General features: G+C 40.9%; 22 protein-coding genes and 1 pseudogene. 11 read left to right on the forward strand and 12 right to left on the reverse strand.

Annotated features, from left to right (window positions below; translation table 11 throughout):
• Positions 1 to 348 precede the first annotated feature (348 nt).
• Positions 349 to 1,284: a helix-turn-helix domain-containing protein gene (locus tag A9Z07_RS06025; protein WP_069577631.1), complete on the forward strand. Its 936-nt coding sequence runs from the start codon at positions 349 to 351 to the stop codon at positions 1,282 to 1,284.
• A gap of 77 nt (positions 1,285 to 1,361) precedes the next feature.
• On the opposite strand, the gene A9Z07_RS06030 is transcribed toward A9Z07_RS06025, so the two are convergent.
• The 9 genes and pseudogenes from A9Z07_RS06030 to A9Z07_RS06070 all read right to left on the reverse strand — a co-directional run bounded on the left by A9Z07_RS06030 (position 1,362) and on the right by A9Z07_RS06070 (position 11,791).
• On the reverse strand, positions 1,362 to 2,702 hold the full coding sequence (locus tag A9Z07_RS06030; protein WP_069577632.1) for an aspartate aminotransferase family protein: 1,341 nt from the start codon (positions 2,700 to 2,702) through the stop codon (positions 1,362 to 1,364).
• 821 nt (positions 2,703 to 3,523) lie between these two features.
• On the reverse strand, positions 3,524 to 5,362 hold the full coding sequence (glmS, locus tag A9Z07_RS06035) for a glutamine--fructose-6-phosphate transaminase (isomerizing) (RefSeq protein ID WP_069577633.1): 1,839 nt from the start codon (positions 5,360 to 5,362) through the stop codon (positions 3,524 to 3,526).
• A gap of 12 nt (positions 5,363 to 5,374) precedes the next feature.
• Entirely contained in the window at positions 5,375 to 6,739 is a 1,365-nt protein-coding gene (gene glmU / locus A9Z07_RS06040; protein WP_069577634.1) for a bifunctional UDP-N-acetylglucosamine diphosphorylase/glucosamine-1-phosphate N-acetyltransferase GlmU, read from the reverse strand.
• Positions 6,740 to 6,759: 20 nt separating this feature from the next.
• Positions 6,760 to 7,281: a phosphatidylglycerophosphatase A gene (locus tag A9Z07_RS06045; protein ID WP_069577635.1), complete on the reverse strand. Its 522-nt coding sequence runs from the start codon at positions 7,279 to 7,281 to the stop codon at positions 6,760 to 6,762.
• The gene (gene thiL, locus A9Z07_RS06050) at positions 7,259 to 8,176 is read right to left on the reverse strand and encodes a thiamine-phosphate kinase (RefSeq protein ID WP_069577636.1); all 918 of its coding nucleotides are present in this window, start codon (positions 8,174 to 8,176) and stop codon (positions 7,259 to 7,261) included. The genes A9Z07_RS06045 and thiL overlap by 23 nt, the downstream gene beginning before the upstream one ends.
• A gap of 15 nt (positions 8,177 to 8,191) precedes the next feature.
• Positions 8,192 to 8,641, reverse strand: a complete 450-nt coding sequence (gene nusB / locus A9Z07_RS06055) for a transcription antitermination factor NusB (RefSeq protein ID WP_004657014.1) — start codon at positions 8,639 to 8,641, stop codon at positions 8,192 to 8,194.
• A 3-nt stretch (positions 8,642 to 8,644) separates the two neighbouring features.
• On the reverse strand, positions 8,645 to 9,115 hold the full coding sequence (gene ribE / locus A9Z07_RS06060; RefSeq protein WP_004659764.1) for a 6,7-dimethyl-8-ribityllumazine synthase: 471 nt from the start codon (positions 9,113 to 9,115) through the stop codon (positions 8,645 to 8,647).
• Between the two features lie 11 nt (positions 9,116 to 9,126).
• Complete coding sequence (gene ribBA / locus A9Z07_RS06065) at positions 9,127 to 10,248, reverse strand: bifunctional 3,4-dihydroxy-2-butanone-4-phosphate synthase/GTP cyclohydrolase II (RefSeq protein ID WP_004776357.1); 1,122 nt, start codon at positions 10,246 to 10,248, stop codon at positions 9,127 to 9,129.
• A gap of 231 nt (positions 10,249 to 10,479) precedes the next feature.
• Positions 10,480 to 11,791 (reverse strand): annotated as a pseudogene (locus tag A9Z07_RS06070) (hypothetical protein).
• 68 nt (positions 11,792 to 11,859) lie between these two features.
• Between A9Z07_RS06070 and serB the strand changes: the two are divergent.
• The 3 genes from serB (at position 11,860) to A9Z07_RS06085 (ending at position 14,450) form a co-directional block, all read left to right on the forward strand.
• Entirely contained in the window at positions 11,860 to 13,080 is a 1,221-nt protein-coding gene (gene serB / locus A9Z07_RS06075) for a phosphoserine phosphatase SerB (protein ID WP_069577638.1), read from the forward strand.
• Positions 13,081 to 13,486: 406 nt separating this feature from the next.
• Positions 13,487 to 13,822: a ciprofloxacin tolerance protein AciT gene (gene aciT / locus A9Z07_RS06080; protein ID WP_004776351.1), complete on the forward strand. Its 336-nt coding sequence runs from the start codon at positions 13,487 to 13,489 to the stop codon at positions 13,820 to 13,822.
• A 148-nt stretch (positions 13,823 to 13,970) separates the two neighbouring features.
• Complete coding sequence (locus tag A9Z07_RS06085; protein ID WP_004776350.1) at positions 13,971 to 14,450, forward strand: hypothetical protein; 480 nt, start codon at positions 13,971 to 13,973, stop codon at positions 14,448 to 14,450.
• Positions 14,451 to 14,499: 49 nt separating this feature from the next.
• Here the strand turns inward: A9Z07_RS06085 and dtd are convergent, their stop codons facing one another.
• On the reverse strand, positions 14,500 to 14,940 hold the full coding sequence (gene dtd, locus A9Z07_RS06090) for a D-aminoacyl-tRNA deacylase (protein WP_047429911.1): 441 nt from the start codon (positions 14,938 to 14,940) through the stop codon (positions 14,500 to 14,502).
• 197 nt (positions 14,941 to 15,137) lie between these two features.
• Between dtd and A9Z07_RS06095 the strand changes: the two genes are divergently transcribed.
• From A9Z07_RS06095 to asd, 5 genes are all read left to right on the forward strand, one after another.
• On the forward strand, positions 15,138 to 16,661 hold the full coding sequence (locus tag A9Z07_RS06095) for a catalase (protein WP_047429914.1): 1,524 nt from the start codon (positions 15,138 to 15,140) through the stop codon (positions 16,659 to 16,661).
• Positions 16,662 to 16,788: 127 nt separating this feature from the next.
• Positions 16,789 to 17,274 (forward strand): ankyrin repeat domain-containing protein, encoded by a 486-nt coding sequence (locus tag A9Z07_RS06100; RefSeq protein ID WP_069577639.1) that lies wholly within the window; start codon positions 16,789 to 16,791, stop codon positions 17,272 to 17,274.
• Positions 17,275 to 17,414: 140 nt separating this feature from the next.
• The gene (gene pncB / locus A9Z07_RS06105; RefSeq protein WP_047429918.1) at positions 17,415 to 18,623 is read left to right on the forward strand and encodes a nicotinate phosphoribosyltransferase; all 1,209 of its coding nucleotides are present in this window, start codon (positions 17,415 to 17,417) and stop codon (positions 18,621 to 18,623) included.
• Between the two features lie 351 nt (positions 18,624 to 18,974).
• A complete protein-coding gene (locus tag A9Z07_RS06110) occupies positions 18,975 to 19,823 on the forward strand; it encodes a sulfurtransferase (RefSeq protein WP_069577640.1) in 849 nt (282 codons plus the stop codon).
• Entirely contained in the window at positions 19,820 to 20,671 is an 852-nt protein-coding gene (asd, locus tag A9Z07_RS06115) for an archaetidylserine decarboxylase (RefSeq protein WP_047429925.1), read from the forward strand. The genes A9Z07_RS06110 and asd overlap by 4 nt, the downstream gene beginning before the upstream one ends.
• Before the next feature lie 76 nt (positions 20,672 to 20,747).
• On the opposite strand, the gene A9Z07_RS06120 is transcribed toward asd, so the two are convergent.
• Positions 20,748 to 21,509 (reverse strand): AraC family transcriptional regulator, encoded by a 762-nt coding sequence (locus A9Z07_RS06120; protein WP_047430219.1) that lies wholly within the window; start codon positions 21,507 to 21,509, stop codon positions 20,748 to 20,750.
• A 96-nt stretch (positions 21,510 to 21,605) separates the two neighbouring features.
• Here A9Z07_RS06120 and A9Z07_RS06125 point away from each other — a divergent pair, with 96 nt between their 5' ends.
• Together A9Z07_RS06125 and A9Z07_RS06130 are read left to right on the forward strand one after the other, a co-directional pair.
• The gene (locus tag A9Z07_RS06125) at positions 21,606 to 22,739 is read left to right on the forward strand and encodes a multidrug effflux MFS transporter (RefSeq protein WP_047429930.1); all 1,134 of its coding nucleotides are present in this window, start codon (positions 21,606 to 21,608) and stop codon (positions 22,737 to 22,739) included.
• A gap of 58 nt (positions 22,740 to 22,797) precedes the next feature.
• Entirely contained in the window at positions 22,798 to 23,697 is a 900-nt protein-coding gene (locus A9Z07_RS06130; RefSeq protein ID WP_047429933.1) for a LysR family transcriptional regulator, read from the forward strand.
• On the opposite strand, the gene A9Z07_RS06135 is transcribed toward A9Z07_RS06130, so the two are convergent.
• Positions 23,671 to 24,279: a LysE family translocator gene (locus A9Z07_RS06135; protein ID WP_047429936.1), complete on the reverse strand. Its 609-nt coding sequence runs from the start codon at positions 24,277 to 24,279 to the stop codon at positions 23,671 to 23,673. The two genes, A9Z07_RS06130 and A9Z07_RS06135, sit on opposite strands and share 27 nt — an antisense overlap.
• Positions 24,280 to 24,449: the final 170 nt, after the last annotated feature.

Raw genomic sequence — 24,449 nt, forward strand, 5'->3', positions numbered from 1 at the left:
ATAAAAAAGTATTTTAAATACAAAGCTTTAGAACAATTATTTTTTATAAATTAGACAAAAGAAACTTAAATTATACAATAATGATGAAATATAGATTTTGAACGAATTTTGTGCATGTGTTAAATTTTAGCCAAGAGATGAAAGCTTTAATTATATATAATTAATATTAGATAAAACATTTCTATTTCTTGTGCAAATATATGATTTTTATAATTTCATCTCTTTTTTATATAAATTTAAAAGTTTCTTTTGGATGAAAGGAACAGGGCAAGGTAGAAAATAAGAGTTTATTTCATTGGGGCGGTATTTTTTTGCTATCAAGGACTATTTGTAAAAAAGGAAATTGCAATGAAAGAAAATTTGGAATTTGGATATGTATCTCATAATGGTCATATAGATCCTTATTATCATACAAAATTGATAGAAGATTGGGAGTTTTCTTATCACCAAGTATCTTCTGGAAAGTTCATTGGTAATCTAAGTAAGATCTGGCTTGGTGATATAGAAATTTATGAGGAAAAGCTATCAACTGCAGTATTTCAAGAAGGATGCTGTCAGCAAGGGGTTTTATGTATAGGTATATTTCGAAATTTTCAATCTCCAGCGATTTGTCTAGGACATACAGTAGAAAATTCAGATATTATTAGTATTAGGCCCAATCAAGAGATTTTGATAAAAACACCTGAAGAATCAAAGTTCTATGCGTTGCAAATACCACTGCAATCATTGGTCGGGGATGATATTGAACAATTAGAAGACATGATGAGTTTAAGCAGAAATGCTGAACTAAATAATAAAATTTATAATAAAATTAGGTTCTTATTTAACGCATTTGAAAATATTGTTTTAAATGAGGTAGCTAAAAAAGATATTATTTCAGATTTTACTGATATTGGTTGTGAATATATAAATTCCATTAGGAATGACAAACTCGAACATAAGAAAGCTAAGAATAAAGCAGAACGGGTCATTAAAAAAATTCTATATTATTTACAAAGTACTAGCGATCTGCCAATTACAGTTGAAGACTTTTGTAAGGTTACCAATACATCCAGAAGAACCTTGCAAAATTATTTTGAAATTATTATAGGGTGTAGCCCATCTTTATTTCTAAAATACTGGAAGCTAAATTGTGCAAGAAAAATGCTATTAGCCAATGAAGAAAAAACGACGGTTAGTCAGGTTGCCTCATATTGGGGGTTTTGGCATTTTTCTCAATTTGCACAAGATTATAAAGGATTATTTGGAGAATTACCCTCAACAACATTAGAGCTTTCGAGATGATTTGGGCTATAAATAACAACATCCATTATTTTATTAAATAAGATAATAATGGATGTCTATTATTTTATAACTTGGCTTCATTCATGCATTTTTTGGATAATTGCTTTAGTGGTTTCGATATATCCACTGATATCTTCATCGGTCATGGGTAATGTAAGACCAATTTGTCCACGATGCACAGGAAAGTAGCCTTGCGTTGCCATTTCCAATGCATAAGTATTCATAGAATCTTCATCAATTTTATGCCAATAGTCACGATGAGTTTTGATTTCTTGACCAATTTCTTTGGTAAATGCATACCCTAGCATTGAAAATGCGCCATAAACAATAAAAGGATAATTAGATGCTTTCGCCCAGTGATTGAGTTCATCCTTGATTCTTTTTGCCATACGATTCAAATGCTCGTAAGCTTCATCATTCATGACTCGTAAACAAGCGCTACCAGCTGCACATGAAAGTGGGTGTCCATGATGTGTGCCTGAAATAAGCACTTGATTTTCTTCTAGAATGCGGAAGATTTCGCGACGACCACCTACAGCACCAATAGGAAGCCCACCTCCAATCATTTTACCCATTACCGTAAGATCTGGATGGACTTGATAGATACTCTGTAGTCCTCCTTTAGCTGCACGTAAGGTCATGGTTTCATCAATGATTAAAAGGATGCCAAGCTCCTGAGTAAGCTTTCGAATACGAGCAACAAATTCCTTATCAAGCTCAACGACTCCTCCTGCGCCTGACTGCAACTCCATAATGACACAAGCTACATCATCTGCATGATTACGAAGAATACTTTCGCATGCTTGATAATCATTTTGTACTAATACAATGACATTATCGCTTTTGTAGGTTGGGATCCCTGCTGAATCTGGTAATGGCTTTGGATGGAAGTCTGGGCCTGGAAAACTAGCTGGTGTTGGATGTGCAGAAATTGCTAAATCGTCACAGAATCCATGATAACCTCCTTCGAATTTGGCTATTTTATTTTTTCCTGTGTATCCTCGGGCAATCCGGATCGCACTCAAACATGCCTCGCTAGCGGAACAGAAGAATTTAACCTTTTCAATAGAATCAATTCGTTGGCATAGGAGTTGGGCGAGCTCTAACTCGTAATTTACAGGATTACCAAATGAAAATCCCTTTTTCAGGACTTCCTGAATAGCTTTGAGAATTTCAGGGTGATTGTGACCAGTGACATTGGTTGAAAAGTTATTATTAAGATCGAGTAGTTTTTTACCTTCAATTGTATAAACATATTGGCCTTCACCTCGCTCAGCGAAAATTGCATGCGGGCCATAGGCAAACGTTCTACGACTAAAACCACCTGGGATTTGATCATTCCCTTTAGATGTTTCTTCCTTGGAAAGATTGAAAGTTTCAGAGAATTTTCTTAAAGATTCAGCGTAATCAAGTTTCATATTTTAATCCTGATATTAAAAGGAAAATCGTTATTTTTTAAATAACTATAGATTTAGATTCGCTAAAATAGATAATACAGAGGTTGGGCTGTTCACGATGAGTGAAGAGCTGTTCAGAAAATTAGGCACAACTGGGCTAAAAAGCCGGTTACTTTTGTGGCTTAATTTTTTGTATCAAGACCATCCCTATCTATAGTGCGTCTAAGAGGAAATAAAATTTATTTCCCTATCGATTTGTGTTTAAAAAAGCCATAAGGTTCTCCATTTCCTATTCGTAGGCTTTGTCAGTGTTAGATTTTCATAAGTACGGGTTGAGCTAAATATGCTTTTAGAGTTGTCTAATTGACTGATTTTATTTAATTAAATAAATTTAAAGCTTTAGCTTATCTATTAAAGTATTTATAACGAAGTGCAAAAATTCTGACTATCAATATCTGGAAAATTTGAAGTTTTAATGTGGACGAATGTAATAAAAAATATCTAAGGCAAAGATGATTTATGAGAGGGGTAGATTTTATTCTTCGCTATATTGTTCTCACTAGAGATACTGAGAGCACACATAGATTGGATTTTAGCCATATTCATCTTTTGGTAAAGATTGTTTTAGCGTGTTATAGATCGCTGAATTAATTGGTATATTCTACGTTTTATGAAATTCAAAATTTGAATCTTATCAATGATTTATTTTGGATTATTTGATGATCTTTATCTTAACTTGATTACGCTATTCTGTGATTCAGTTATAAAAAAGCCCAGCATACTTTTCATTCAATATGTCTGGGCTATTTTTGATTATTAACTGTGTAGAGTTAATAATTTTATTATTCTACCGTTACACTCTTGGCAAGGTTACGTGGCTGATCGACATCAGTTCCACGTAATACAGCGACATGGTAAGACAATAATTGTACTGGTACGCTGTAAACGATTGGCGCTAGCCATTCATTAACGGCTGGAATATGTACGACGTGTTGACGGTCTTTACCGTGAATACCACTGTTCTCATCCGCGAAAACAAATAATTCACCACCCCGTGCTTGTACTTCTTCCATGTTCGATTTGAGTTTATCGAGCATTTCATCATGCGGTGCCAAGATAACTACAGGCATTTCGTTGTCAACTAAAGCAAGGGGACCATGCTTCAATTCACCCGCAGCATAACCTTCAGCATGAATATATGAAATTTCTTTCAGTTTCAATGCGCCTTCAAGTGCGATTGGGAAGTGTGTTCCACGGCCCAAGAACAAGCAGTGATTCTTTTCCACGAACAGTGCAGACAAGCGAAGAATTTCAGTATCACCTTGCAAGGTATCTAAAATGACTTTCGGGCAGTGCCATAAAGCAGTTGTGATTTCATTTAGTTGTGCATCAGAAAGGCGTTGTTTCACCTGACCAATTTTCAGGATTAACAACATCAATGCCGCAAGCTGAGTGGTAAAGGCTTTGGTTGATGCCACACCAATTTCAGGGCCAGCCAGCGTCAGTAAATGGTGATCTGTTTCACGCACCATTGATGAGGTTGCGACATTACAAATCGTCATTGTCGTGATGTCAATGTTGTTGGCTTTGGCACGTTTTTGAGTTTCACGTAATGCAGCTAAGGTATCTGCGGTTTCACCTGATTGAGAAATACAGATATACAGCGTATTGGCAACGATGACAGGTGTGCGATAGCGGAATTCACTTGCGATTTCAACCTGACAAGGCACGCCAATCAATTGCTCGAACCAGTATTTGGCAATCATACCTGCATGGTAGCTGGTACCGCAGGCAATAATTTGAATTTGCTGGATTTTACTGAAATCGGCATCGGCATGATTTAAGAAATCTTCGCGTAAGCTATTGCCATTCAATGCTTGAGAAATGGTTTGCTGAATCGCTTCAGGTTGCTCATAAATTTCTTTGAGCATGAAGTGCTTATATTCGCCTTTAGAAGCATTACTAACCGTTGCATCTAACTCTTTTACTGGGCGTTCAACCGCTTCACCATTTGCAAAAACTTCAATACTATTACGGGTTAAGCGTGCAATATCGCCTTCTTCTAAATAAACAAAGCGATTGGTCACAGGCAACAAAGCCAACTGGTCTGAACTGATAAAGTTCTCACCAATACCCACACCAATGACCAGTGGAGAGCCTTCACGCACGGTAATCAGCTCATCCGGATGTGCGGTATGCACAATACCCAGTGCATACGCACCTTTCAGGCGAGGTGTAATTTTTTGTACCGCTTCCAGCAGACTATCAGTTTGTTTTAGTGCTTCATTAACGAGATGCGCAACAACTTCTGTATCTGTTTGAGAGGTAAAGACATAACCTAAAGCTTGTAATTCATCTTTAAGTTCTTGGTAGTTCTCAATAATACCGTTATGTACAACTGCTACATTGCCAGAAACGTGTGGATGCGCATTGTTTTCAGTCGGTTTACCGTGTGTTGCCCAGCGTGTGTGTGCAATACCCACATTACCTGTTAAATGCTGTTCTGCTACGGCTTCAGCTAGATTAGCCACTTTACCTACGCGACGTTCACGCAGGATTTGCTGTTTATTGAGCAAGGCTAAACCTGCAGAGTCATAGCCACGATATTCCAGACGTTTTAGACCTTCGATCAGAATCTCGGTTACACAACGTTCAGCAACGCCACCAACAATACCACACATAATTTTATCCTCTTATTTTTTCAGTTTTTGGGGACGTTGATAATCCGCTTTTTCAAACTGCTTTGCTCGTTCCACAGCCAAACTATGCTCAGCCACATCTCGTGTTAAGGTAGATCCCGCACCTGTGGTCGCACCCTGACCGATTTTGATTGGTGCAACCAATGAGTTATTGGTTCCAATAAATACATTGTCTTCAATAATGGTACGGTGTTTGTTGGCGCCATCATAGTTACAGGTAATGGTGCCTGCACCAATGTTACAGCCTGCACCGATATCCGCATCACCTAGATAAGTGAAGTGGTTGGCTTTAGAACCAAGACCAATATTTGAATTCTTTACTTCAACAAAGTTGCCGATATGCACGTCATTGGCAAGATTAGCGCCTGGGCGTAAACGCGCGAATGGCCCAATCTGGGTATTTTCTCCAACTACCGCGTTTTCAAAAATACTATAGGCCTGAACCTTGGTACCTGCCGCAATACGGGTATTCTTTAAGATACAACCAGCGCCGAGCTGGACGTTATCGCCAAGTTCGCAGTCACCTTCAATGATGACATTGACATCAATTTGTACATCTTGACCGCACTTGAGACTGCCGCGCAAATCAAAACGATTTGGGTCAATCAGATGAACACCTTGTTGCATCAACTCTTTGGCTTGCTGTTGCTGGAATTGGCGCTCTAAGGTCGCTAGTTGCAGACGGTCATTGACGCCTTCAACCTCGAATTCTAGCTCAGGCTGAATAGACGCAATCTCTAAGCCATCTTCAACTGCCATTGCCACAATATCCGTCAGGTAATATTCACCCTGAACATTATTGTTAGAGAGCTTTGGTAACCATTGATGCAGTTTGGCATTGCTGACGCAGTAAATGCCTGTATTAATTTCCTGAATCTGGCGCTGTTCTTCATTGGCATCTTTATGTTCAACAATGGCCTGAATTTTGCCAGCTTGACGAACGATACGACCATAACCTGTTGGATTTTCAACATTCAGGGTGATCATACCGATACCAGATTGACTCGAAGCTTCTAATAATTGTTCAAGCGTACTTTGACGAACGAGTGGCACATCACCATAGAGAATTAAGGAAATTCCATCTTGCGGTAGTACCGGTAAAGTCATTTGAACCGCATGACCTGTGCCTAACTGTTCAGCCTGCTCAACCCATTCGATCTGTTCGGCAGCGAAGCTTTGTTTAACCAGCTCACCGCCATGACCATAAATGGTAATAATATTTTGCGCATTCAGTTTTTTTGCCGTCTGGATCACATGACCCAGCAGTGGACGACCTGCCAATGGTTGTAATACTTTTGGTAGTTGTGAACGCATTCGCGTTCCTTTCCCTGCTGCAAGAATAATAACAGTTGTTGACATAACTAACTCTAATTTATGGCTTAAGTCAAAATATAAAAATGAATAATAAGAATACAGAGTGCTGCCCAAAGTCCCGCAATGATATCGTCGAGCATGATTCCAAAGCCGCCAGAAACTTTCTGATCTGCCCAGCTGATCGGGAATGGTTTCCAGACATCAAATATACGGAATAATACGAATCCAACAATGACCCATAACCAGTTCACTTGTTGCAAATAAAGCAAAGGAAGCAGGGTAATGGATTGTCCTGCAAACTCGTCCCAAACAATACGTCCATCGTCGTGGACATTGATCACTTTTGCTGTATGGCCACAGATATAAATGCCAATCAAAGACATGAATATGACCACAACGATGCTGGCAGACAGGCCGAGATATACCCATAGTGGCATAAACAGGAGTGCAAAGGCCGAACCAAATGTACCCGGTGCTTTAGGTGCTAAACCAGAACCGAAACCGACACCGCAAAAAACGATGAAACGGTCAAACCAAGACATTTGGTTAAAGTGAATGGGAGGTTTATGCAAAGTGTTGGTATCCATGAACATGTAACGGGCATGCTTCGCCCATATACTCAAATAACAATCCAGTTTGTTGGGTAATTTCGCCAATTATTGTAATCGGAACATCTAATTGTTGTCGCGACAGTTCCTTAAAGTTTTGCGGTGATATTGTAAAGCATAATTCGTAATCATCACCGCCTGCAAGTGCATAATGCCAAGTCTGTTGCAGATCGAGTTGTTTTAGTGATGGATCTAACGGAAGTTGGTCAAGCTGTAATTTTGCACCGACATCGGAAGCTTTCAGAATATGACCCAGATCCTGAGCCAAGCCATCCGACACATCAATCATGCTGGATGCCAGACCTTTCAGCTGTTGGCCGAGTTGACAGCGTGGCGTTGGGTAGTCCAGACGTTGTTGTAGGACATGACCAAGATGCTGCAATCCAAAGGCTGCGTCTCCAACTTGCCCACTGACACAAATATAGTCACCAACCTGAGCGCCTGCACGTGTGATGGCTTGGCCTTGTTCAATCCAGCCTAAGGCTGTCACACTGATGGTGAGTTGAGTACTTTGAGTGGTATCGCCACCGATCAGGCTCACACCAAATTGATCGCAGCAATCGAAAAGCCCCTGACTAAATCCAGCCAGCCAGTCGTGATCAACGGTCGGTAAGCTCAGTGCCAGTAAAATACTGTGGGGTTTTGCACCCATTGCAGCCAGATCAGATAAATTGACAGCGACACTTTTCCAGCCAATAGCATGGGGAGCCGTATCTAGGGGAAAATGTCGACCAGCAACCAGTGTATCTGCACAGATCACCAATTGTTGTGAAGGAGGGGGGGTGACAATGGCTGAGTCATCACCGATGCCTAAACTTACATCTGCATTGGATGTACGCTTAAAGTAGCGCTCAATAATGGAAAACTCAGCCATACAACATCAAGCCTATTATTTTGCTTGTTGTTTTTCAGCTTCACGAAGTTTTGATGAAAGACGGTCTAATACACCATTGATGTATTTATGGCTGTCTGCACCACCAAAGTGTTTCGCTAACTCAATTGCTTCATCAAGTACAACACGATACGGAACTTCGAGGTGATCTCGTAGTTCATAAGCGCCTAAACGCAAAGTTGCAAGCTCTACACCATCAAGGGCATTTAGCTCACGGTCAAGTACCGGGATGAGTAACTCATCTAAGGCTTCATGTTGAGCAACCACTTGAGTGAGCAATTCATGGTAATAGTTAAGGTCAACTTTGTGCATCGCATTTTCAACACGCGTACGTGCTTCAATTTCATGTACAGGGTTATGACTCATTTGCCATTCATAAATCCCTTGTACAGCAAAACGACGTGCTTTGCGTTTCGCTGCATAAGCGGCCTGAAGTGTTTGCGACATGCTTTAAATTGCCTTTAATAAGTTAACCATTTCGATTGCAGTCAATGCAGCTTCGCTACCTTTGTTTCCTGCTTTCGTACCAGAACGTTCAATTGCTTGTTCAATGCTGTCTGTCGTCAAGACACCATTGATCACTGGCATTGTGCTTTCAAGTGCAACCACACCTAAACCTTTCGCACATTCGCCTGCAACAAAATCAAAATGTGGTGTGCTACCACGAATCACTGCACCTAATGCAATGATGGCATCAAATTTATTTGAAGCCGCTAATTTTTTCGCAACGATTGGCAGTTCCCATGCACCTGGCGCATGAATAACCGTAATCGCATCTTCTGAAACGCCATGACGTTTTAAAGTGTCGATTGCGCCTTCAAGTAAATGTTCAACCACGAAGCTGTTGAAACGACCCACTAAGATCGCATAACGACCTTCGCTTGCGAGATGTAATAAACCTTCAATACGGCGAATTGCCATAGCAACCTCGATTATTTTGCTGTGATTTGATCGGCAGTGATGTATTCCACTACCTCTAAATTAAATCCTGAAAGGGCATTGAAACGAAGTGGAGAACTCAACAACTTCATTTTCTCAACACCCAAGTCACGTAAAATCTGTGCACCGACACCAATGGTCTGATATTGGTGAGAAAGTGCGGCATTTGATTTCAGCGGTTTTGGCTGATTCAAACTATTTAAAGCTGGGCCTAAATCTTCTAAATGATTCTGACCAATCCAAACCAGTACACCACGATCACTTGCAGCAATGGTTTTCATTGCAAGATCAAGATTCCATGCGGGTGAACCGTCTGCTTTATTCAGCTTTAACAAGTCACGAATTGGACTGAAACCATGTACACGAACTGTCGTAACACCCTGTTTCGGTTCACCTTTGACCAAGGCAACGTGAATATCAGGGTTACCAATTTCACGATATTTATACAGCTCAAAAGTACCATATTCAGTTTCAATGGTCTCTTGAGACAAACGTTCAACGGTTTGCTCATTGGTCATGCGGTAATGAATCAGATCCGCAATAGTACCGATTTTTAAGCCATGCTTTTCTGCAAATACTTCCAGATCAGGGCGACGCGCCATAGTACCGTCATCATTGATGATTTCACAGATCACTGATGCAGGTTCAAGACCAGCCAAACGGGTTAAATCACAACCAGCTTCGGTATGACCCGCACGGTGTAGTACACCACCTGGTTGTGCCATCAATGGAAAAATATGCCCTGGCTGTACGATATCGCTTGGCTTGGCATGTGCAGCAACCGCAGTACGAATGGTATGTGCACGTTCAGCTGCTGAAATACCTGTGCTAATGCCTTCTGCTGCTTCAATTGAAAGCGTGAAGTTGGTCGCGTGCTGTGCGCCGTTCTGATCAACCATTAATGGCAAGTTGAGCTGCTTACAACGTTCACGGCTTAAAGTCAGGCAGACCAAACCACGTGCATGGGTAATCATGAAGTTAATATCTTCAGGGCGAACATGCGTTGCAGCGATGACTAAGTCACCTTCATTCTCACGATCTTCATCATCCATCAGGATGACCATTTTGCCTGCACGAATATCTGCGACAAGCTCTTCAACACGACTCAGCGGCATTCGCTTTCACCTTTGATGTTGCCTTTTAAGGCTCTAGTATTCGATAAATCTGGCATAGTTTACCGCATTTTAAAAAATTTCGCCTGTGCTTCTTGATCAATTCAAATATGTCATCTGCAAAAGCAGATAATGGCTTGATCTGGGGCTGCTGTTGTGAACTTTCTAGGCTCATTTTGTGAGGCGTTTGAGCAGGGAAAAAAATAAGGCTTTGTTATGAAACAAAGCCTTATTTTAAGATGCGGCGCTTGAATCAGGACTCAGTGGCTGCTTTCGCTTTTTTGCCCATCAAGATTTCAGTACGCAGTGTTTGTGCCACAGTTGCACAGGCTTCATTCATGCCATTAATCATGAATGCATGGCGAGTCATGATGTTGCTTGGATTTGGCATTGCCACCAGTTCATAATTATTTTGAATGGTCTTAAGTTGATCATGATTGAGGTGTAAAGCCGCTTCTTTGGCATGTAAATGTTGAGTCAAGCGTTTTGCTGCTTCAACCGCATCCAGTTGCATAGCATCCACCGCGCCAGCAACCGCACCACGAGTTTGCAAGGCAAAACGTTTATCTTCACGGTAACGTTTATACAATACATCAGACAACAGCTGGAACACGGCACCGACCATCATCAGGCATTCTAGCGCTTGTGGCTGTTCCGTGTTGGTGGTCAAAGTTGCACCTTCGCTATCAAATTCTTGGGTGACATGAATCTTAGCGGCATCAATTTCATAATGCTTGGCACAGAGGTCGATACTTTTATCCAAGAATAACTGGCAAAGTTTAAAATATGGCACCGAAACAGACTGATTGACACTATTTAGAAGTTGCTTCGGATCATAGAACTGAATGTTCAAAGCCAATGCTTGATCATCCAGTTGAACCGCTTCTGCTGGACGCTTCTCGACGCGCGCCTTGCTCTGCGCTTTGGCCTGTTGTTGAGCCTGAGCAACCAGTGTCACCGTATTTTGTTTTTCGAGTGCCAATGCTTGAGTTAAACGTTGAATTTCATGCTTAAGATGATTCTCTTGGTTAATACGAGCCAGATATTCACTGCGCGTTGGACGGGCAATGGCACGATAAGCCAGCCAGATCAAGGCATGAATAAATAACGAGACTAAAATCGCTAACCATTGGGTACGTAAGATTTCACCGATACTTGGCTGGATGAGGGTAATTTCAACCGTTCCAACTTTCTTCTCATTTTGCAATGCATCACGAACAAACACTTCGCCTTGGCGAGTTTTCGACATCCCACTGGTGGCAAGGACTTGCTTATTGGCATCCAGAATACGAATCGAAGCAACACTTGGATTGGTGGCATAACGATTCGCCACCAGAGCCAATGAAACGGTGTTGGCAGGTTCCAGCTCGGAAAGCGTATCTGCCACTAACTGACTTGTCATCAGTTGACCTTGGCTGGCGCGGTTTTCATTGAGTTGATGTGTCGTTGCAATCACCAATAAAAAGGTATGCAATGCAAAACTTACGATCAGTAGGCTAGCAAATAGCCCTTGGCGAGGCGCATTCAAGTTAAACTTCCAAGGCAAATAGATTTAGGTTCGGTTATGTTATGATTCTTACATACAATAGTTGTCGCTCAACCACGAGTCAATTCATGCGAGAAATCATTCTTATATCCTTTCTAGGACCAGATCAACCGAATCAGTTTACTCGATTAATGCAGGTACTATCCGTACATTCTTTGCAAATACTTGATGTAGGTCAGGCCGTTATCCACAATCAACTCACCCTCGGGATCGTTGTTGCATCGGATAATGAGACTGCTACCGCATTGGCAATGAAAGAGATTCTGATTTTAGCACATGATATTGGCCTAACAGTGCGATTTAAACCAATCTCCAACGCAGAATATGATCAATGGGTGAGTGAAGGTGGCCGAACACGCTATATCGTGACGGCACTTGCCCCAGAACTCACGGCTGCGCATTTGCAAGCGGTCACAAAAATTGTGTCGAGTCAGGGTTTTAATATCGAAACCGTTACGCGCTTATCTGGCCGTTTAGAGCTGGATACAGAGAGTCCTTTCCCGCGTCGGGCTTGTGTCCAATTTGGATTGAGTGGGCAGATGTTAGATGCGCAAGCCATGCGTGCAGCCTGCCTGAGCTTGTCAGGTGAGTTGAATATTGATGTCGCAGTACAAGAAGACAATGCGTATCGCCGCAATCGCCGTCTGGTGTGCTTCGATATGGATTCAACCCTCATCGAGCAAGAAGTAATTGATGAGCTGGCTTTAGAAGCTGGTGTTGGTGCGCAAGTCGCTGAAATTACAGAGCGCGCCATGCTCGGGGAATTGGATTTCCAGCAAAGTTTCCGTGCCCGTGTCGCTTTATTAAAAGGTCTGGATGCGTCAGTTTTACCTAAAATTGCAGAACGTTTGACCGTGACTGAAGGGGCAGAGCGTCTGATTTCAACATTGAAAGCGCTAGGTTATAAGACCGCAATTCTATCAGGTGGTTTCCAGTACTTTGCTGAGTACTTGCAAGCAAAACTTGGGATTGATGAAGTGCATGCCAATATTCTCGATGTTGAAAATGGCATCGTGACAGGTGAAGTGAAAGGTGCGATTGTCGATGGCGCGCGCAAGGCTGAGCTACTACGTCAATTGGCTGAGAAAATGGGGATTTCCTTAGAACAGGCGATGGCGGTTGGAGATGGTGCTAACGATTTGCCAATGCTCTCGATTGCGGGTCTTGGTGTCGCATTCCGTGCCAAGCCTTTGGTTCGCCAAAATGCCAATCAAGCAATTTCCAGTGTGGGTTTAGATGGTGTTTTGTACTTGTTAGGTATGCATAATAAAGACTTGAATCGCGCTTAACACAGCGATTTTCGGGTTCAAATAAGGCCGCTTTTGAAGCGGCTTTATTCATTTTTAAGTCGTCACGATTCCGTCATATTTATGTCTAAATGTATAGAAAAACAACGATAAAAAATTTCTGAAAAAAGTTTTTTTAAGGTCTAAAACATCGATAGTTTTTTGTAATGACACGCCGCAATTGATGCTATATGGAGATTCGGGACTTTTGTAATTTTAAAAAATGTAATTACAAAAGCATATTGCGACAGCTTATGTCGTAAGGTTAATTTCAGGCTCTTTTTTTCTAAAAAAAACACTCCATAATGCATAAAGACGTTAATGCAACACCAAGTACTGTTTGAGATTACAGAACAATATAGAGGTCTGGACACAATTGCAGACCATCCTTTTTAAGACGGAGGTTTCTATGGAAGCAGCGAATTTCACCATGTTGGTTGGATTTGGCTTAATCGCTGTCGCAATTATTGCTGTTTTCTTTTCTCCTTATCGTCGTTGGTTAGGTTTTATGTTGGCAGGTATGCTCTGCTGGGGACTGTTAGAAGTGGTACGCTTTGGTGCGCAAACCATATTCGAGATGTCAGTCGCCTATAGCTATCTCACCGCATTGAGCTTCGCGATGATTACGGTTACATTTATTTTGTTACGTGAAGATAAACAAGCACAAAAACAACTGGCAAATCGTCAGTATATTGAACATACACCTGTTTATAAGGATGATCAGCAACAATGTTCTAGTAGATAAATTATAATAATTTTAACAACATCAAAGGCATGCTCAGCATGCCTTTTTTGCACTAACTTTCTGCAACAAAGCTTTTTCCGACTTTTCTACAATTGTGCTAGGATACAGTTGTCTTAATTTTCATCATAATACTGTAGGCATAAATGTCATGAAGCTTTCTTCTTTACCTGTGGTTAAGTTACCTATCGTTGATGTAAGCACTGATCCACTTGATCTATTAGTGGCAGGTTTGGCGTTACGTATGAAGCAATTGGCACGCACTAGCCCGAAGTTTATTGAATTGGTTCATGACCGTGAGTTCCGTATTCAGATTGGTACGGATTTAGGTTTTGCACGTCAAATTATTGTGAACCGTGGCAAAATTGATACAGTGGCAGGTAACCCGGAACAAGCTGATTTTATTTTGCAATTTGCTTCAAGTGAGCAAGGCGTAAAAACCTTACTGAAAGGCGACCCAACTGCATTTATGACAGGGATGCAGGACGGCAGCATTAAAATGGAAGGGGACTTTAGCTTATTGGTGTGGTTTAACCAAGCTGCAAAACTGATTCCACCTAAAGTACCAAAACCAGTAAAAGAAAAAATCCGTCAGGCACGTGCATTTATTAAAGAAAAAACAGGCAAATAAAAATGTCATAAAAAAACTCCCAAATCGGGAGTTTTTTTATGTGCTCGAATTATTCAACGTCCAGATTAAAGGTCACTGGCCCATCATTAATTAAATGAACTTTCATATCTGCTGCAAAAATTCCTGTTTGCACATTATTGAATTGTTGGCGGGCATATTCCACTAGCTGTTCATAAAGTGCTTTGGCTTCGGCTGGTGGCATCGCTGGACCAAAGTCTGGGCGTAAGCCTTTTTGCGTTTGTGCCATCAAGGTAAATTGAGAGACCAATAAAATCCCGCCATTTGCTTGGCTGACATTCCAGCCCATTTTGCCTTGTTCATCATCAAAAATTCGGTATTTCAGAATTTTATCAATCAGCTTCTGGCCTTTCTCTAAAGTATCTTCTTTACCCAGACCTAAAAATACCAGTAAGCCGTGTTGAATCTCACCTGTAGTTTCGCCCTCAACCACCACTTTCGCTTCGAGGACGCGTTGAATTAGTGCGCGCATAAGAATTAAAGATTAAATGTTCAGTCAGTTGCGCAGTCTAGCAGATTTAGTGACCCTACAGCGGAGTGCAAAATAGAGCCTTCGAATGCTTGATCTTATTTTTCGATTTGTTTTATTAAAATTATCTTTTTTATCTATTGTTAAAATCTTTGTATAGTCCCCGTGCAGGAAAGGTATTTGATTTTGGATTTAACAGTATGTTTAAACGAACGTTTTTATTCACAATAATGGCAGCAACGTTAGGCACCGCGTATGCAGCTCCTTTAACAAAAGACAATGGTGCGCCTGTCGGTGACAACCAGAACTCAACCACAGCTGGCGCAAATGGTGCAACCTTGTTGCAAGATGTGCAGCTTATTCAAAAATTACAGCGTTTTGGCCGTGAGCGTATTCCTGAGCGTGTGGTACACGCACGTGGTACAGGCGTATACGGTGATTTTGTCGCAACAAAAGATTTGTCTGATTTAACTGTCGCTTCTATGTTTAAAGCAGGTACGACCACACCTGTATTTGTTCGTTTTTCTACGGTGATTCATCCGAAAGGTTCACCAGAAACTGCACGTGATCCACATGGCTTTGCTGTGAAGTTTTATACCCAGCAAGGGAACTGGGATCTCGTCGGGAATAACTTGCCTGTATTCTTTATCCGAGATGCGATCAAGTTTCCTGACTTTGTACATGCGATGAAGCCTGATCCTGTGACCAATGTTCAGGATCCTAACCGCATTTTTGATTTCTTAAAAAGCCAGCCGTGGTCGATCAATATGTTGACCTATGTCTATTCAAACTTGGGCACACCTGAAAGCTACCGTACGCTGGATGGCTTTGGCGTGCATGCATTCAAGTTATACAACGACAAGGGTGAGTATAAGTACGTCAAATTTAACTGGCGTTCTAAGCAAGGGGTAAAAGGGCTGAATCTGGATCAGGTACGAGAAGTACAGGGCCGTGACTGGAACCACTTGACCAATGATATGTATAAAAATGTCTATGCAGGAAACTATCCGAAATGGGACTTATACATTCAGGTGCTTGATCCAAAAGATTTGGATAAATTTGATTTCAATCCATTAGATGCAACCAAAATCTGGCCGAATGAGCTAGTCCCTGAAATGAAAGTCGGGACCTTGACGCTGAATCGTATGCCGAAGAATTTCTTCCAGGAAACAGAACAGTCAGCATTTGCGCCTGGCAATTTAATTCCGGGTATTGAGCCATCGGAAGACCGTTTATTACAAGGTCGTATTTTCTCTTATTCAGATACACAGTTGTATCGTTTGGGCGCCAATCACCAGCAAATTCCAGTGAATCGTCCGCGTGTGGCTGTGAACAACAATAATCAGGAAGGCTTCATGAATATGGGACAAACTGAATCCCATGTGAATTATGAACCAAGTACGATTGAGCCGAAGCCATCAACTGAGATTGCGCGTGCAGTTGCAACGCCGTTGCAAGGTTCCGTCATGCAACAGGCGATTCAGAAACAACAGCCATTTAAACAGGCTGGTGATTTATATCGCAGTTATTCAGCCTTGGAAAAGAATGACCTGATTCGTAACCTTGCGGCTGATTTAGGCCAAGTTAAAGATGTAGAAACCAAAAGCATTATGGTCTCTTACTTCTATAAGGCCGATGCCGATTATGGAACGCGTCTGGCCAAAGCTGTGGGCGTAAATCTTAAAAATGTACAGAGCAAAGCAGCTCAGTTGAAAGACGAATAAACGCTTTGTTGATGTGGTAACAGGTGCCTGAATGTTACCCCCAGAAAGTCCTGTAACCTCAATAGCCTTTCCTGCACCTAGGGCGAGTGTTACAGGCACTCCTTGTTCAGATTTTTGAGGAATGCTCATGATCCATTTACGTTCGATCTTGTTTGCTGCGTGTTTGCTTTGCAGCAGTGTGGGGACTTCGGTCTATGCAGCAGTGCCATCTTCACAGGACAATGGTTCAGCAGAAGTCATTGAGCTGTTTTTCTCTGCCGCTAAAGTGGGAAATATTGAAGTCCTGCACGAGTTTTTAAAGCACGGTTTTCCGATTGATATTCAGGATCAGTCTGGCTATAGCGCTTTAATGATGGCGAGTTATTACGGTCAGAAAGATGCCGTCAAACTGTTGCTGCAGCAAGGTGCCAATCGTTGTCTCCGAGACAAACGCGGGCATACCGCACTGATGGGTGCAATCGTGAAAGCCGAATGGAGTATTGCCAAGCAATTACGTCAGGTGGACTGTGACGTCAATGCTGCCAAAACAGGTCAACTCACGGCAGAACAATTTGCGCTACAATTTGGACAGCAGCAACGCTTAAAAGAAATCCAGCCATCACCAGAAAAATAGTATTCGATTCAGCTAACCTATTGAATTTGAATAAGTGACTGTGTTTTATTTTCGTGAAAAATCATCCATTGCAATCGACAGACTCATTTCTGTGCAAAAGTGTGCTTTAATGCTTGAACGAGAATAGATCCTAGTCAGTCATGTCTACACCAATTATTCAATCTTTACTTGATACCGACTTATATAAATTCACCATGTTGCAGGTGGTGTTACATCAGTTTCCACAAACGCATAGTGTGTATCTATTCCGTTGTCGAAACCTCGAAGATACGGTTTATCCGCTCGTTGAAATTCTGGATGACTTGAATCAGCAGCTCGACTGGCTATGTGAATTGCGCTTTGCTGAAGATGAGCTTCAATATCTCCGCTCGTTACGCTTTATTAAAAGTGATTTTGTTGATTATCTGGAACTCTTCCAGTTAAAACGTCGCTTTATTCAGGCCAGTATTGATGAAGCGGGTCGTCTCGATATTCGTATTGAAGGGCCAATGGTTCAGGCGATGATGTTTGAGATCTTTGTCCTAGCGATTGTCAATGAACTGTATTTCCGCCGTATTCGTAGTGATGAGGTTCTGGCAGAAGGCGAACGTCGTTTACAGCAAAAACTGGTGCAACTGCAACATTACGCACAAGAACAACAAGAGAATGAACCTCCATTTTTAGTGTCTGACTTTGGGACACGCCGTCGCTATAGCTTTGAATGGCAAAAACATGTAGTGCAAGCATTTCATACTGCGGCACCAAAGGTATTTCGTGGAACCAGTAATGTGCTGTTGGCGAAACAGTTGGGGATTAGCCCGATTGGAACTATGGCACATGAATTCCTGCAAGCTTTTCAAGCCCTTGATGTACGTTTGCGTAATTTCCAGAAAGCGGCTTTAGAAGCTTGGGTACAAGAATATCGGGGTGACCTTGGGATTGCCTTGACTGACGTGGTCGGCATGGATGCATTCTTACGCGATTTTGATTTGTATTTTGCCAAGCTGTTTGATGGTTTACGTCATGACAGCGGTGACCCGTATGAGTGGGGAGATAAGGCGGCAGAGCATTATCGTAAACTCAAGATTGATACCAAAACCAAGATGTTGACCTTTAGTGATGGGCTGAATCTGGAAAAAGCATGGTTATTGCATCAATATTTTAAAGACCGTTTTCAGGTGAGCTTTGGTATTGGCACCAATTTAACCAATGATATGGGGCAGAAGCCTTTGAATATTGTGTTGAAATTGGTGGAGTGTAATCGTCAGTCGGTGGCGAAGATTTCGGATAGCCCAGGAAAAACGATGACTGATAATGATACGTTCTTGGCGTATTTGCGTCAGGTGTTTGAGATTGAGGACGTTGAGTAGAGGCATTGCGGTGTCTTACCTAATTATCATCAATTTTCAGGATAGACCTTCGGTGAGTTACTTTGGTTTTGCCCAAAGTAACCAAAGGCATTTGTTGAACTGACGGCACATCCTTGATGCCGCAGTTCAACGGGCGGCATCCATGCCGCCTTAGCACCATTAAATTTTTTCACAGTAAAGTAATATAGCCTAACTTCCGCGATGATCAGCAAATTCTTAATTTTTGACTCATCCTAGTTTAGCTTTATGCTATATCTCCTTTTCTGCTAAATGAATGCAAAAAATCAGACAAAGATAAAAAGTCGGCTATGCTAAAATTATTCATAAGGCGGATGACAAAACAGCATAACAATGACTGATGTAGATTTTAAACTTGATTTACTGATTGAACCTGAACAACTCGTGCCCTATTTAGGACACGAACGAATTCGTATTGTCGATTTAAGTCGGGCATCGGTTTATGAGCAACTGCATATTCCTCATGCAATTCATTTACAACCGAAATATCTGGTTGCACAACAAGAACAAGCCAATGGCGTGTTACCTGATTTAGAAGGATTACAGGCTTTAATTGAGAAGCTAAATATTTCACCGCAGCATCATGTGGTGGTGTATGACGATGAAGGGGGTGCCTGGGCTGGACGATTAATCTGGAATTTACATTGTCTGGGTTTTCATCATACCAGTCTGATTAATGGCGGGATTCATGGCTGGTTGGGTGCGGGATTGCCGACGACGGCTGAAGTCGATTCAGTGAAACCTGTTGCGGATCTGTTGCAAATTGATTTAGACACCGTTCAGCAATATCGGGTTGAATATCAGGAATTGTTGAAGCAAGTCGAAGAACAGAATATTCAACTGTGGGACTGCCGCAGTAATGATGAATATACAGGTCTACGTTTAGCTGCGCGACGCGGCGGTCACATCCCAAATGCGTTACATTTTGAGTGGAGTACTGCCCTTAATCGTGAAAATCATCTAAAATTACACCCGCTTGAACGCACACAACAACGTTTAGAACAATTAGGCTTTAATTTACAACAACCTGTGGTGGTGTACTGTCAGTCTCACCATCGTTCGGGCTTGGCGTATATTCTGGCAAGATTGCTGAACTGGCAAGTTAAAGCCTATGATGGTGCGTGGAGTGAATGGGGCAATCGCCTCGATAGTCCTATTATTTCAGGAGAGTCACCGTTGTGAGCTTTGCAGCAGATTTAAAAAAACAATTATTTATCAAAGCACAAAATCTTGTGCCGCAACATCAACTCAGCCGTGTGATTGGCAAGGTTGCCGCAAGTGAAAATCTCTTGGTAAAAACTGCTGTTATTCAGGCGTTTAAAGCAAAATACGGGATTGATATGAGTATTGCTGAACAAAGCAATGCGCAACACTATAAATCTTTTAATGAATTTTTTACCCGTGCACTCAAAGAAGGTATACGCGGTATTGATGAACAAGCGGATAGTATTGTTTGTCCTGCGGATGGTGCAATTTCACAGCTTGGTAAAATTGAAGCGGGTGATATTTTTCAGGCCAAAGGTCAAAGTTTTTCAGTGGAAAAATTGATTGGTGATCCGCAGTTGGCGAAGCCTTTCCATGAAGGGCAATTCGCTACGGTTTATTTGTCACCTAAAGATTATCACCGTGTGCATATGCCTTTGGCGGGCACATTGACCGAAACTTTATATATCCCAGGTGAATTATTCTCGGTCAATCAAGTGACTGCTGAGAATGTACCGGGCTTGTTTGCGCGTAATGAGCGTATGGTCTGCTTATTTGATACCGAACTTGGTCGTATGGCGGTGGTTCTGGTGGGTGCAATGATTGTTGCTGGTATTGAAACAGTCGCAACGGGTAAGGTCAAACCGACGGGTCGTGTTGAATTGCAACATCATCAAATGCAATTGGATAAAGGCGCGGAATTAGGTCGCTTCTATCTTGGCTCAACCGCTGTGGTTTTATTTGAAAAAGATAAAATGGTATGGGAAGAGCAGTTTAAAGCCAATTCGACAGTGGTGATGGGTGAGCGTTTAGGTCATTCCGTTTAATCGATAAAATTATAAAAAAGCCCTTTAAAATTTAAAGGGCTTTTTTATTTGTTGGATCATTCAGTTTGTGACTTTGTTATGAGGTATAGCAGGTGGGTGTCACGCCCGTATGTTGACGGAAAAAAGCGATAAATGCACTGTCACTGCTAAATTCTAGCGCTTGAGCAATCTCACTGATACTTTCATTTTCAGCTAACCTTTCGATGGCTTTCAATATTCGCCATTGCTGACGCCAGTCTTGATAATTCATCCCTGTTTCTTTTATAAATATTCGGCTAATGGTGCGTTCACAAGCACCAGCTTGTTGCGCAAATATATTTAACCGTAAAGGCAATTCACCTTGACGAATACGCTCTATCCAGACCGATAAGCGACGATCTTGCGGAAATAATAATCCCCAGTTTTCTTTTGGTGCCGTATTTAATTCTTCCATAAATACGGTCAAAAGACTGGTTTGAGATTCCGCAGACATATCCCAAGGCCAAAATGCCATTCGTTCAATTACTTCAAACAAAAGTGGATTAACCGCAAAAATCTGTAGTGGAATTTGTTTCAGGGGTAAATCCATTGAGAAGTATAAAGAGCGATAGGCAATCACCCCGCGCATTATTGCACGATGTAACACACCTGCTGGTATCCATGCTGCCCGCCCGGGAGGAAGTAAATAAACCTTTGTCTCCATTTCGATCGTAATACAGCCTGCTGCAGAAAACAGGAGTTGATGTCGCCTATGACTGTGCTGGCCCGAGTCATGTACAGGCATATCAGCAGCGATGCCCACCACAGGAAGATAAAAATGATCGGCATTAAAGCTAGTTGTAGGGCTGATTTTCGCCATCTTGTCCGTTTTTTTATATTTTGAGTCTGAATTATTGTAATCAAACCAATTCATTTTCACAACAATAGGCGGAACTCAGTCAGTAAACAAAAAATTGTGCAAATTAAGAAACAGCCACCGTTATGGTTATTAATTTTATTAATCATGTTTCCACAACTGGTAGAAACGATTTATAGCCCTGCTTTACCGAGTATTGCCTCGTCATTTCATGTGAGTCATGAACAAAGCTCTCAAACGCTTTCCGTATATTTCTTTGCTTTTGCCATCGGTGTCGCATTATGGGGCTGGTTAAGCGATTGGATCGGCCGCCGCCCAGCAATGCTTTTGGGATTAGTCTGTTATGCATGCGGTGCAGTGCTGGCAATATTTACAACTGATTTTAATATCCTATTGCTGGCTCGTATGGTTGCAGCCTTAGGTGCTGCTGCTGGATCAGTTGTAGTGCAAACGATCTTACGCGATAGCTATGAGTCAAATGCTTTGGCACGTGTATTTTCTGTGTTGGGAGCTGCACTCGCTATCAGTCCGGTCTTTGGTTTAATGAGTGGTGGCTGGATCGTTTCTTTTTATGGACATATTGGTGTTTTTATTGGATTGGCAATCTTAGCTATATGCTTATTTATACTTACAGTGGTAGTGCTACCCGAAACTCGTCCACAAACAATGGCGAGGCCAGCGCTATTTAAACTGGGTTCCGTTATGTTAAAGGATTTAGGAATCTGGAAAAGTGCTGTGTTAATTTCATTGTTCAACACAATGATTTTTAGCTATTACAGTCTTGCTCCATTTCTGTTTGAGCGATTGGGTTGGGGCGCACGTGAATTTGGCTGGACAGGAGGAGTGTTGGCTATTTCTTCTTTAGTGGGGAGTTTTCTCAATCGCAGGATGTTAATGAATGGCTGGAAGATTGAAGGGTTAATTCGATATACGTGTCTGCTCGCCTTATTATCTAGTATGTTAGTCTTTATTTTACAGGACTCTATCTGGTTTTTAGCCCCGATGATGGGGATTGTGATTGCTTATAGTATTGTTATTCCAAATGTACTTAGTACTGCATTAACTGATTATCGGCAATATGCAGGAACAGCTGGCGCGATATTGGGATTGACCTACTATTTATTACTGGGTGTGATGTTGGCTATAGCAGGTTTTGTTCAGAACTTAGGTCTTGTTTTAGCTGTTTGTGCACTTATCGCTGGGTTTGTGATAGTGAGAAAAAAGTCTTTTTGAAATCCTATACGTGTATGATTATATTTTAATCTCGAAAAATTATTCTCCGTAGATAAATATGATTGAAGATATAAGATATTTAATTATTTTTGCGAAAATTGCTGAGTTTGGATCAATTTCTAAAGGCGCTAAAGCCTTAGGATTATCTGTTGCGACTGTGAGTTTACATCTAACAAAACTAGAAAAAAATTTAGAGTGTGCTTTATTTTATAGAAATACAAGGAAAATGACCTTAACACATGATGGTCAGAAGCTTCTAGATACGGCTCAGGCCATGTTAGTAACATATGAATCAGGAATTTTAGATTTTAAGCAACGCTCTATTATTAAAAAAACACAGCTTCATATCTCGATCCCTGCAGTCTTTATTCATGGAGAGTTTATGCAATGTATCACGGTATTCTGTGATCAATATAAAGATCTTACTTTACATATTACTTGCGATGATAGCCGGACAGATCTTATTGCTGATAATGTTGATATTGCTTTTCGAATTGGTGAATTACCAGATAGCTCATTTAAAGCGAAATATCTATTTTCTTTAGCTCGCAGTATTGTTGCAAGCCCTGATTTTTTAAAACGATATCCAAGTATTAATCATCCTAAAGACTTGATGAATATGAAGTGGATAGGGTTGAGCATGAGAAAAAATAATAGAGTTTTAAGGAATGTAGATACTCAAGAAGAAATAGAAATTTCATATCAGCCCAATATTTACGTAAATAATGTTGAGGCTTCCTATCAATTGGTAAAATTGAATGCAGGATTGGCTGCACCACCTGATTACTTGACTCAGTCAGACATTGACCAACAGAAAGTTGTACAAGTTTTACCAGCGTGGAAGCTTGAACCTTTAAGTGTCTATGCGGTTTGGCCCGCCAATATCCCGATGAATGGAATTGCCCATGCTTTAATTGAAAAAATATATGAATCATTTAATCCAAAATATCTTAAGTAACATATAAATTGCAAAAAGGATGAGAGATCCACCCATTAAAAAATTTAAAGTTTTGATATTGGAGGTGTTAGTGAATATTTTTGATAATTTGTGGCCAGAAATTCCCCACAAAATTAAAGAAATATAGCAAATAACGAAATAAATAAGAATAAATAGAATGAGGGGGAAATAACTGATTGGTGAGGAAAATAAAGATATACCTGAAAGACATGCAATCCATGCTTTAGGGTTGAGCCACTGTAATAGAAATCCATCTGTAAAACTGGCAACAGAGATATTTTTTACAACTTCAATCTCTGGTTTAGAAAACATAATTTTCTGACCAATATAAAAAATAAATAAAGCACCTGTACATTCTAGTATTTTGAAAAAAATAGGATAATGACTAATCGTTTGACTAAAACCAAAGCCTAAAATTATTAATAGTAAGGTAAAGCCGAGCGTTGCGCCTGAGATAAAGGGGAGCGTTTTCTTAAAACCGTGAATTAAGCTGGTTGAAAGAATTGTAATATTAATTGGCCCAGGTGAAATGGACATGCTTAACGAAAAGATAAACATACTGACAAGAATCGAAAATTGCATTTTAGCTGTCTTTTTAATCAAATCTTGAACGGAGATGATACAGCGATGAGAAAATAAGATTAGCCAGTTTTTATCTAAAGCAGATTTTGATTTTTTATAGTTTTAAATCCAAAAATCTTAAATGAGCAATTTTTGCATATCAAAAATATACGTTATTACTCGTAATGAAG

The organism is Acinetobacter sp. YK3 (genome assembly GCF_001729365.1).
Classification (GTDB): Bacteria; Pseudomonadota; Gammaproteobacteria; order Pseudomonadales; family Moraxellaceae; genus Acinetobacter; species Acinetobacter vivianii.

Bases quoted from the DNA above. Each gene is read 5' to 3' on its own strand.
- A9Z07_RS06025 (WP_069577631.1), top strand. From the start codon at position 349: ATGAAAGAAAATTTGGAATTTGGATATGTATCTCATAATGGTCATATA.
- A9Z07_RS06030 (WP_069577632.1), bottom strand. From the start codon at position 2,702: ATGAAACTTGATTACGCTGAATCTTTAAGAAAATTCTCTGAAACTTTC.
- glmS (WP_069577633.1), bottom strand. From the start codon at position 5,362: ATGTGTGGTATTGTTGGTGGCGTTGCTGAACGTTGTGTAACCGAGATT.
- glmU (WP_069577634.1), bottom strand. From the start codon at position 6,739: ATGTCAACAACTGTTATTATTCTTGCAGCAGGGAAAGGAACGCGAATG.
- A9Z07_RS06045 (WP_069577635.1), bottom strand. From the start codon at position 7,281: ATGGATACCAACACTTTGCATAAACCTCCCATTCACTTTAACCAAATG.
- thiL (WP_069577636.1), bottom strand. From the start codon at position 8,176: ATGGCTGAGTTTTCCATTATTGAGCGCTACTTTAAGCGTACATCCAAT.
- nusB (WP_004657014.1), bottom strand. From the start codon at position 8,641: ATGTCGCAAACACTTCAGGCCGCTTATGCAGCGAAACGCAAAGCACGT.
- ribE (WP_004659764.1), bottom strand. From the start codon at position 9,115: ATGGCAATTCGCCGTATTGAAGGTTTATTACATCTCGCAAGCGAAGGT.
- ribBA (WP_004776357.1), bottom strand. From the start codon at position 10,248: ATGCCGCTGAGTCGTGTTGAAGAGCTTGTCGCAGATATTCGTGCAGGC.
- serB (WP_069577638.1), top strand. From the start codon at position 11,860: ATGCGAGAAATCATTCTTATATCCTTTCTAGGACCAGATCAACCGAAT.
- aciT (WP_004776351.1), top strand. From the start codon at position 13,487: ATGGAAGCAGCGAATTTCACCATGTTGGTTGGATTTGGCTTAATCGCT.
- A9Z07_RS06085 (WP_004776350.1), top strand. From the start codon at position 13,971: ATGAAGCTTTCTTCTTTACCTGTGGTTAAGTTACCTATCGTTGATGTA.
- dtd (WP_047429911.1), bottom strand. From the start codon at position 14,940: ATGCGCGCACTAATTCAACGCGTCCTCGAAGCGAAAGTGGTGGTTGAG.
- A9Z07_RS06095 (WP_047429914.1), top strand. From the start codon at position 15,138: ATGTTTAAACGAACGTTTTTATTCACAATAATGGCAGCAACGTTAGGC.
- A9Z07_RS06100 (WP_069577639.1), top strand. From the start codon at position 16,789: ATGATCCATTTACGTTCGATCTTGTTTGCTGCGTGTTTGCTTTGCAGC.
- pncB (WP_047429918.1), top strand. From the start codon at position 17,415: ATGTCTACACCAATTATTCAATCTTTACTTGATACCGACTTATATAAA.
- A9Z07_RS06110 (WP_069577640.1), top strand. From the start codon at position 18,975: ATGACTGATGTAGATTTTAAACTTGATTTACTGATTGAACCTGAACAA.
- A9Z07_RS06120 (WP_047430219.1), bottom strand. From the start codon at position 21,509: ATGGCGAAAATCAGCCCTACAACTAGCTTTAATGCCGATCATTTTTAT.
- A9Z07_RS06130 (WP_047429933.1), top strand. From the start codon at position 22,798: ATGATTGAAGATATAAGATATTTAATTATTTTTGCGAAAATTGCTGAG.
- A9Z07_RS06135 (WP_047429936.1), bottom strand. From the start codon at position 24,279: ATGCAATTTTCGATTCTTGTCAGTATGTTTATCTTTTCGTTAAGCATG.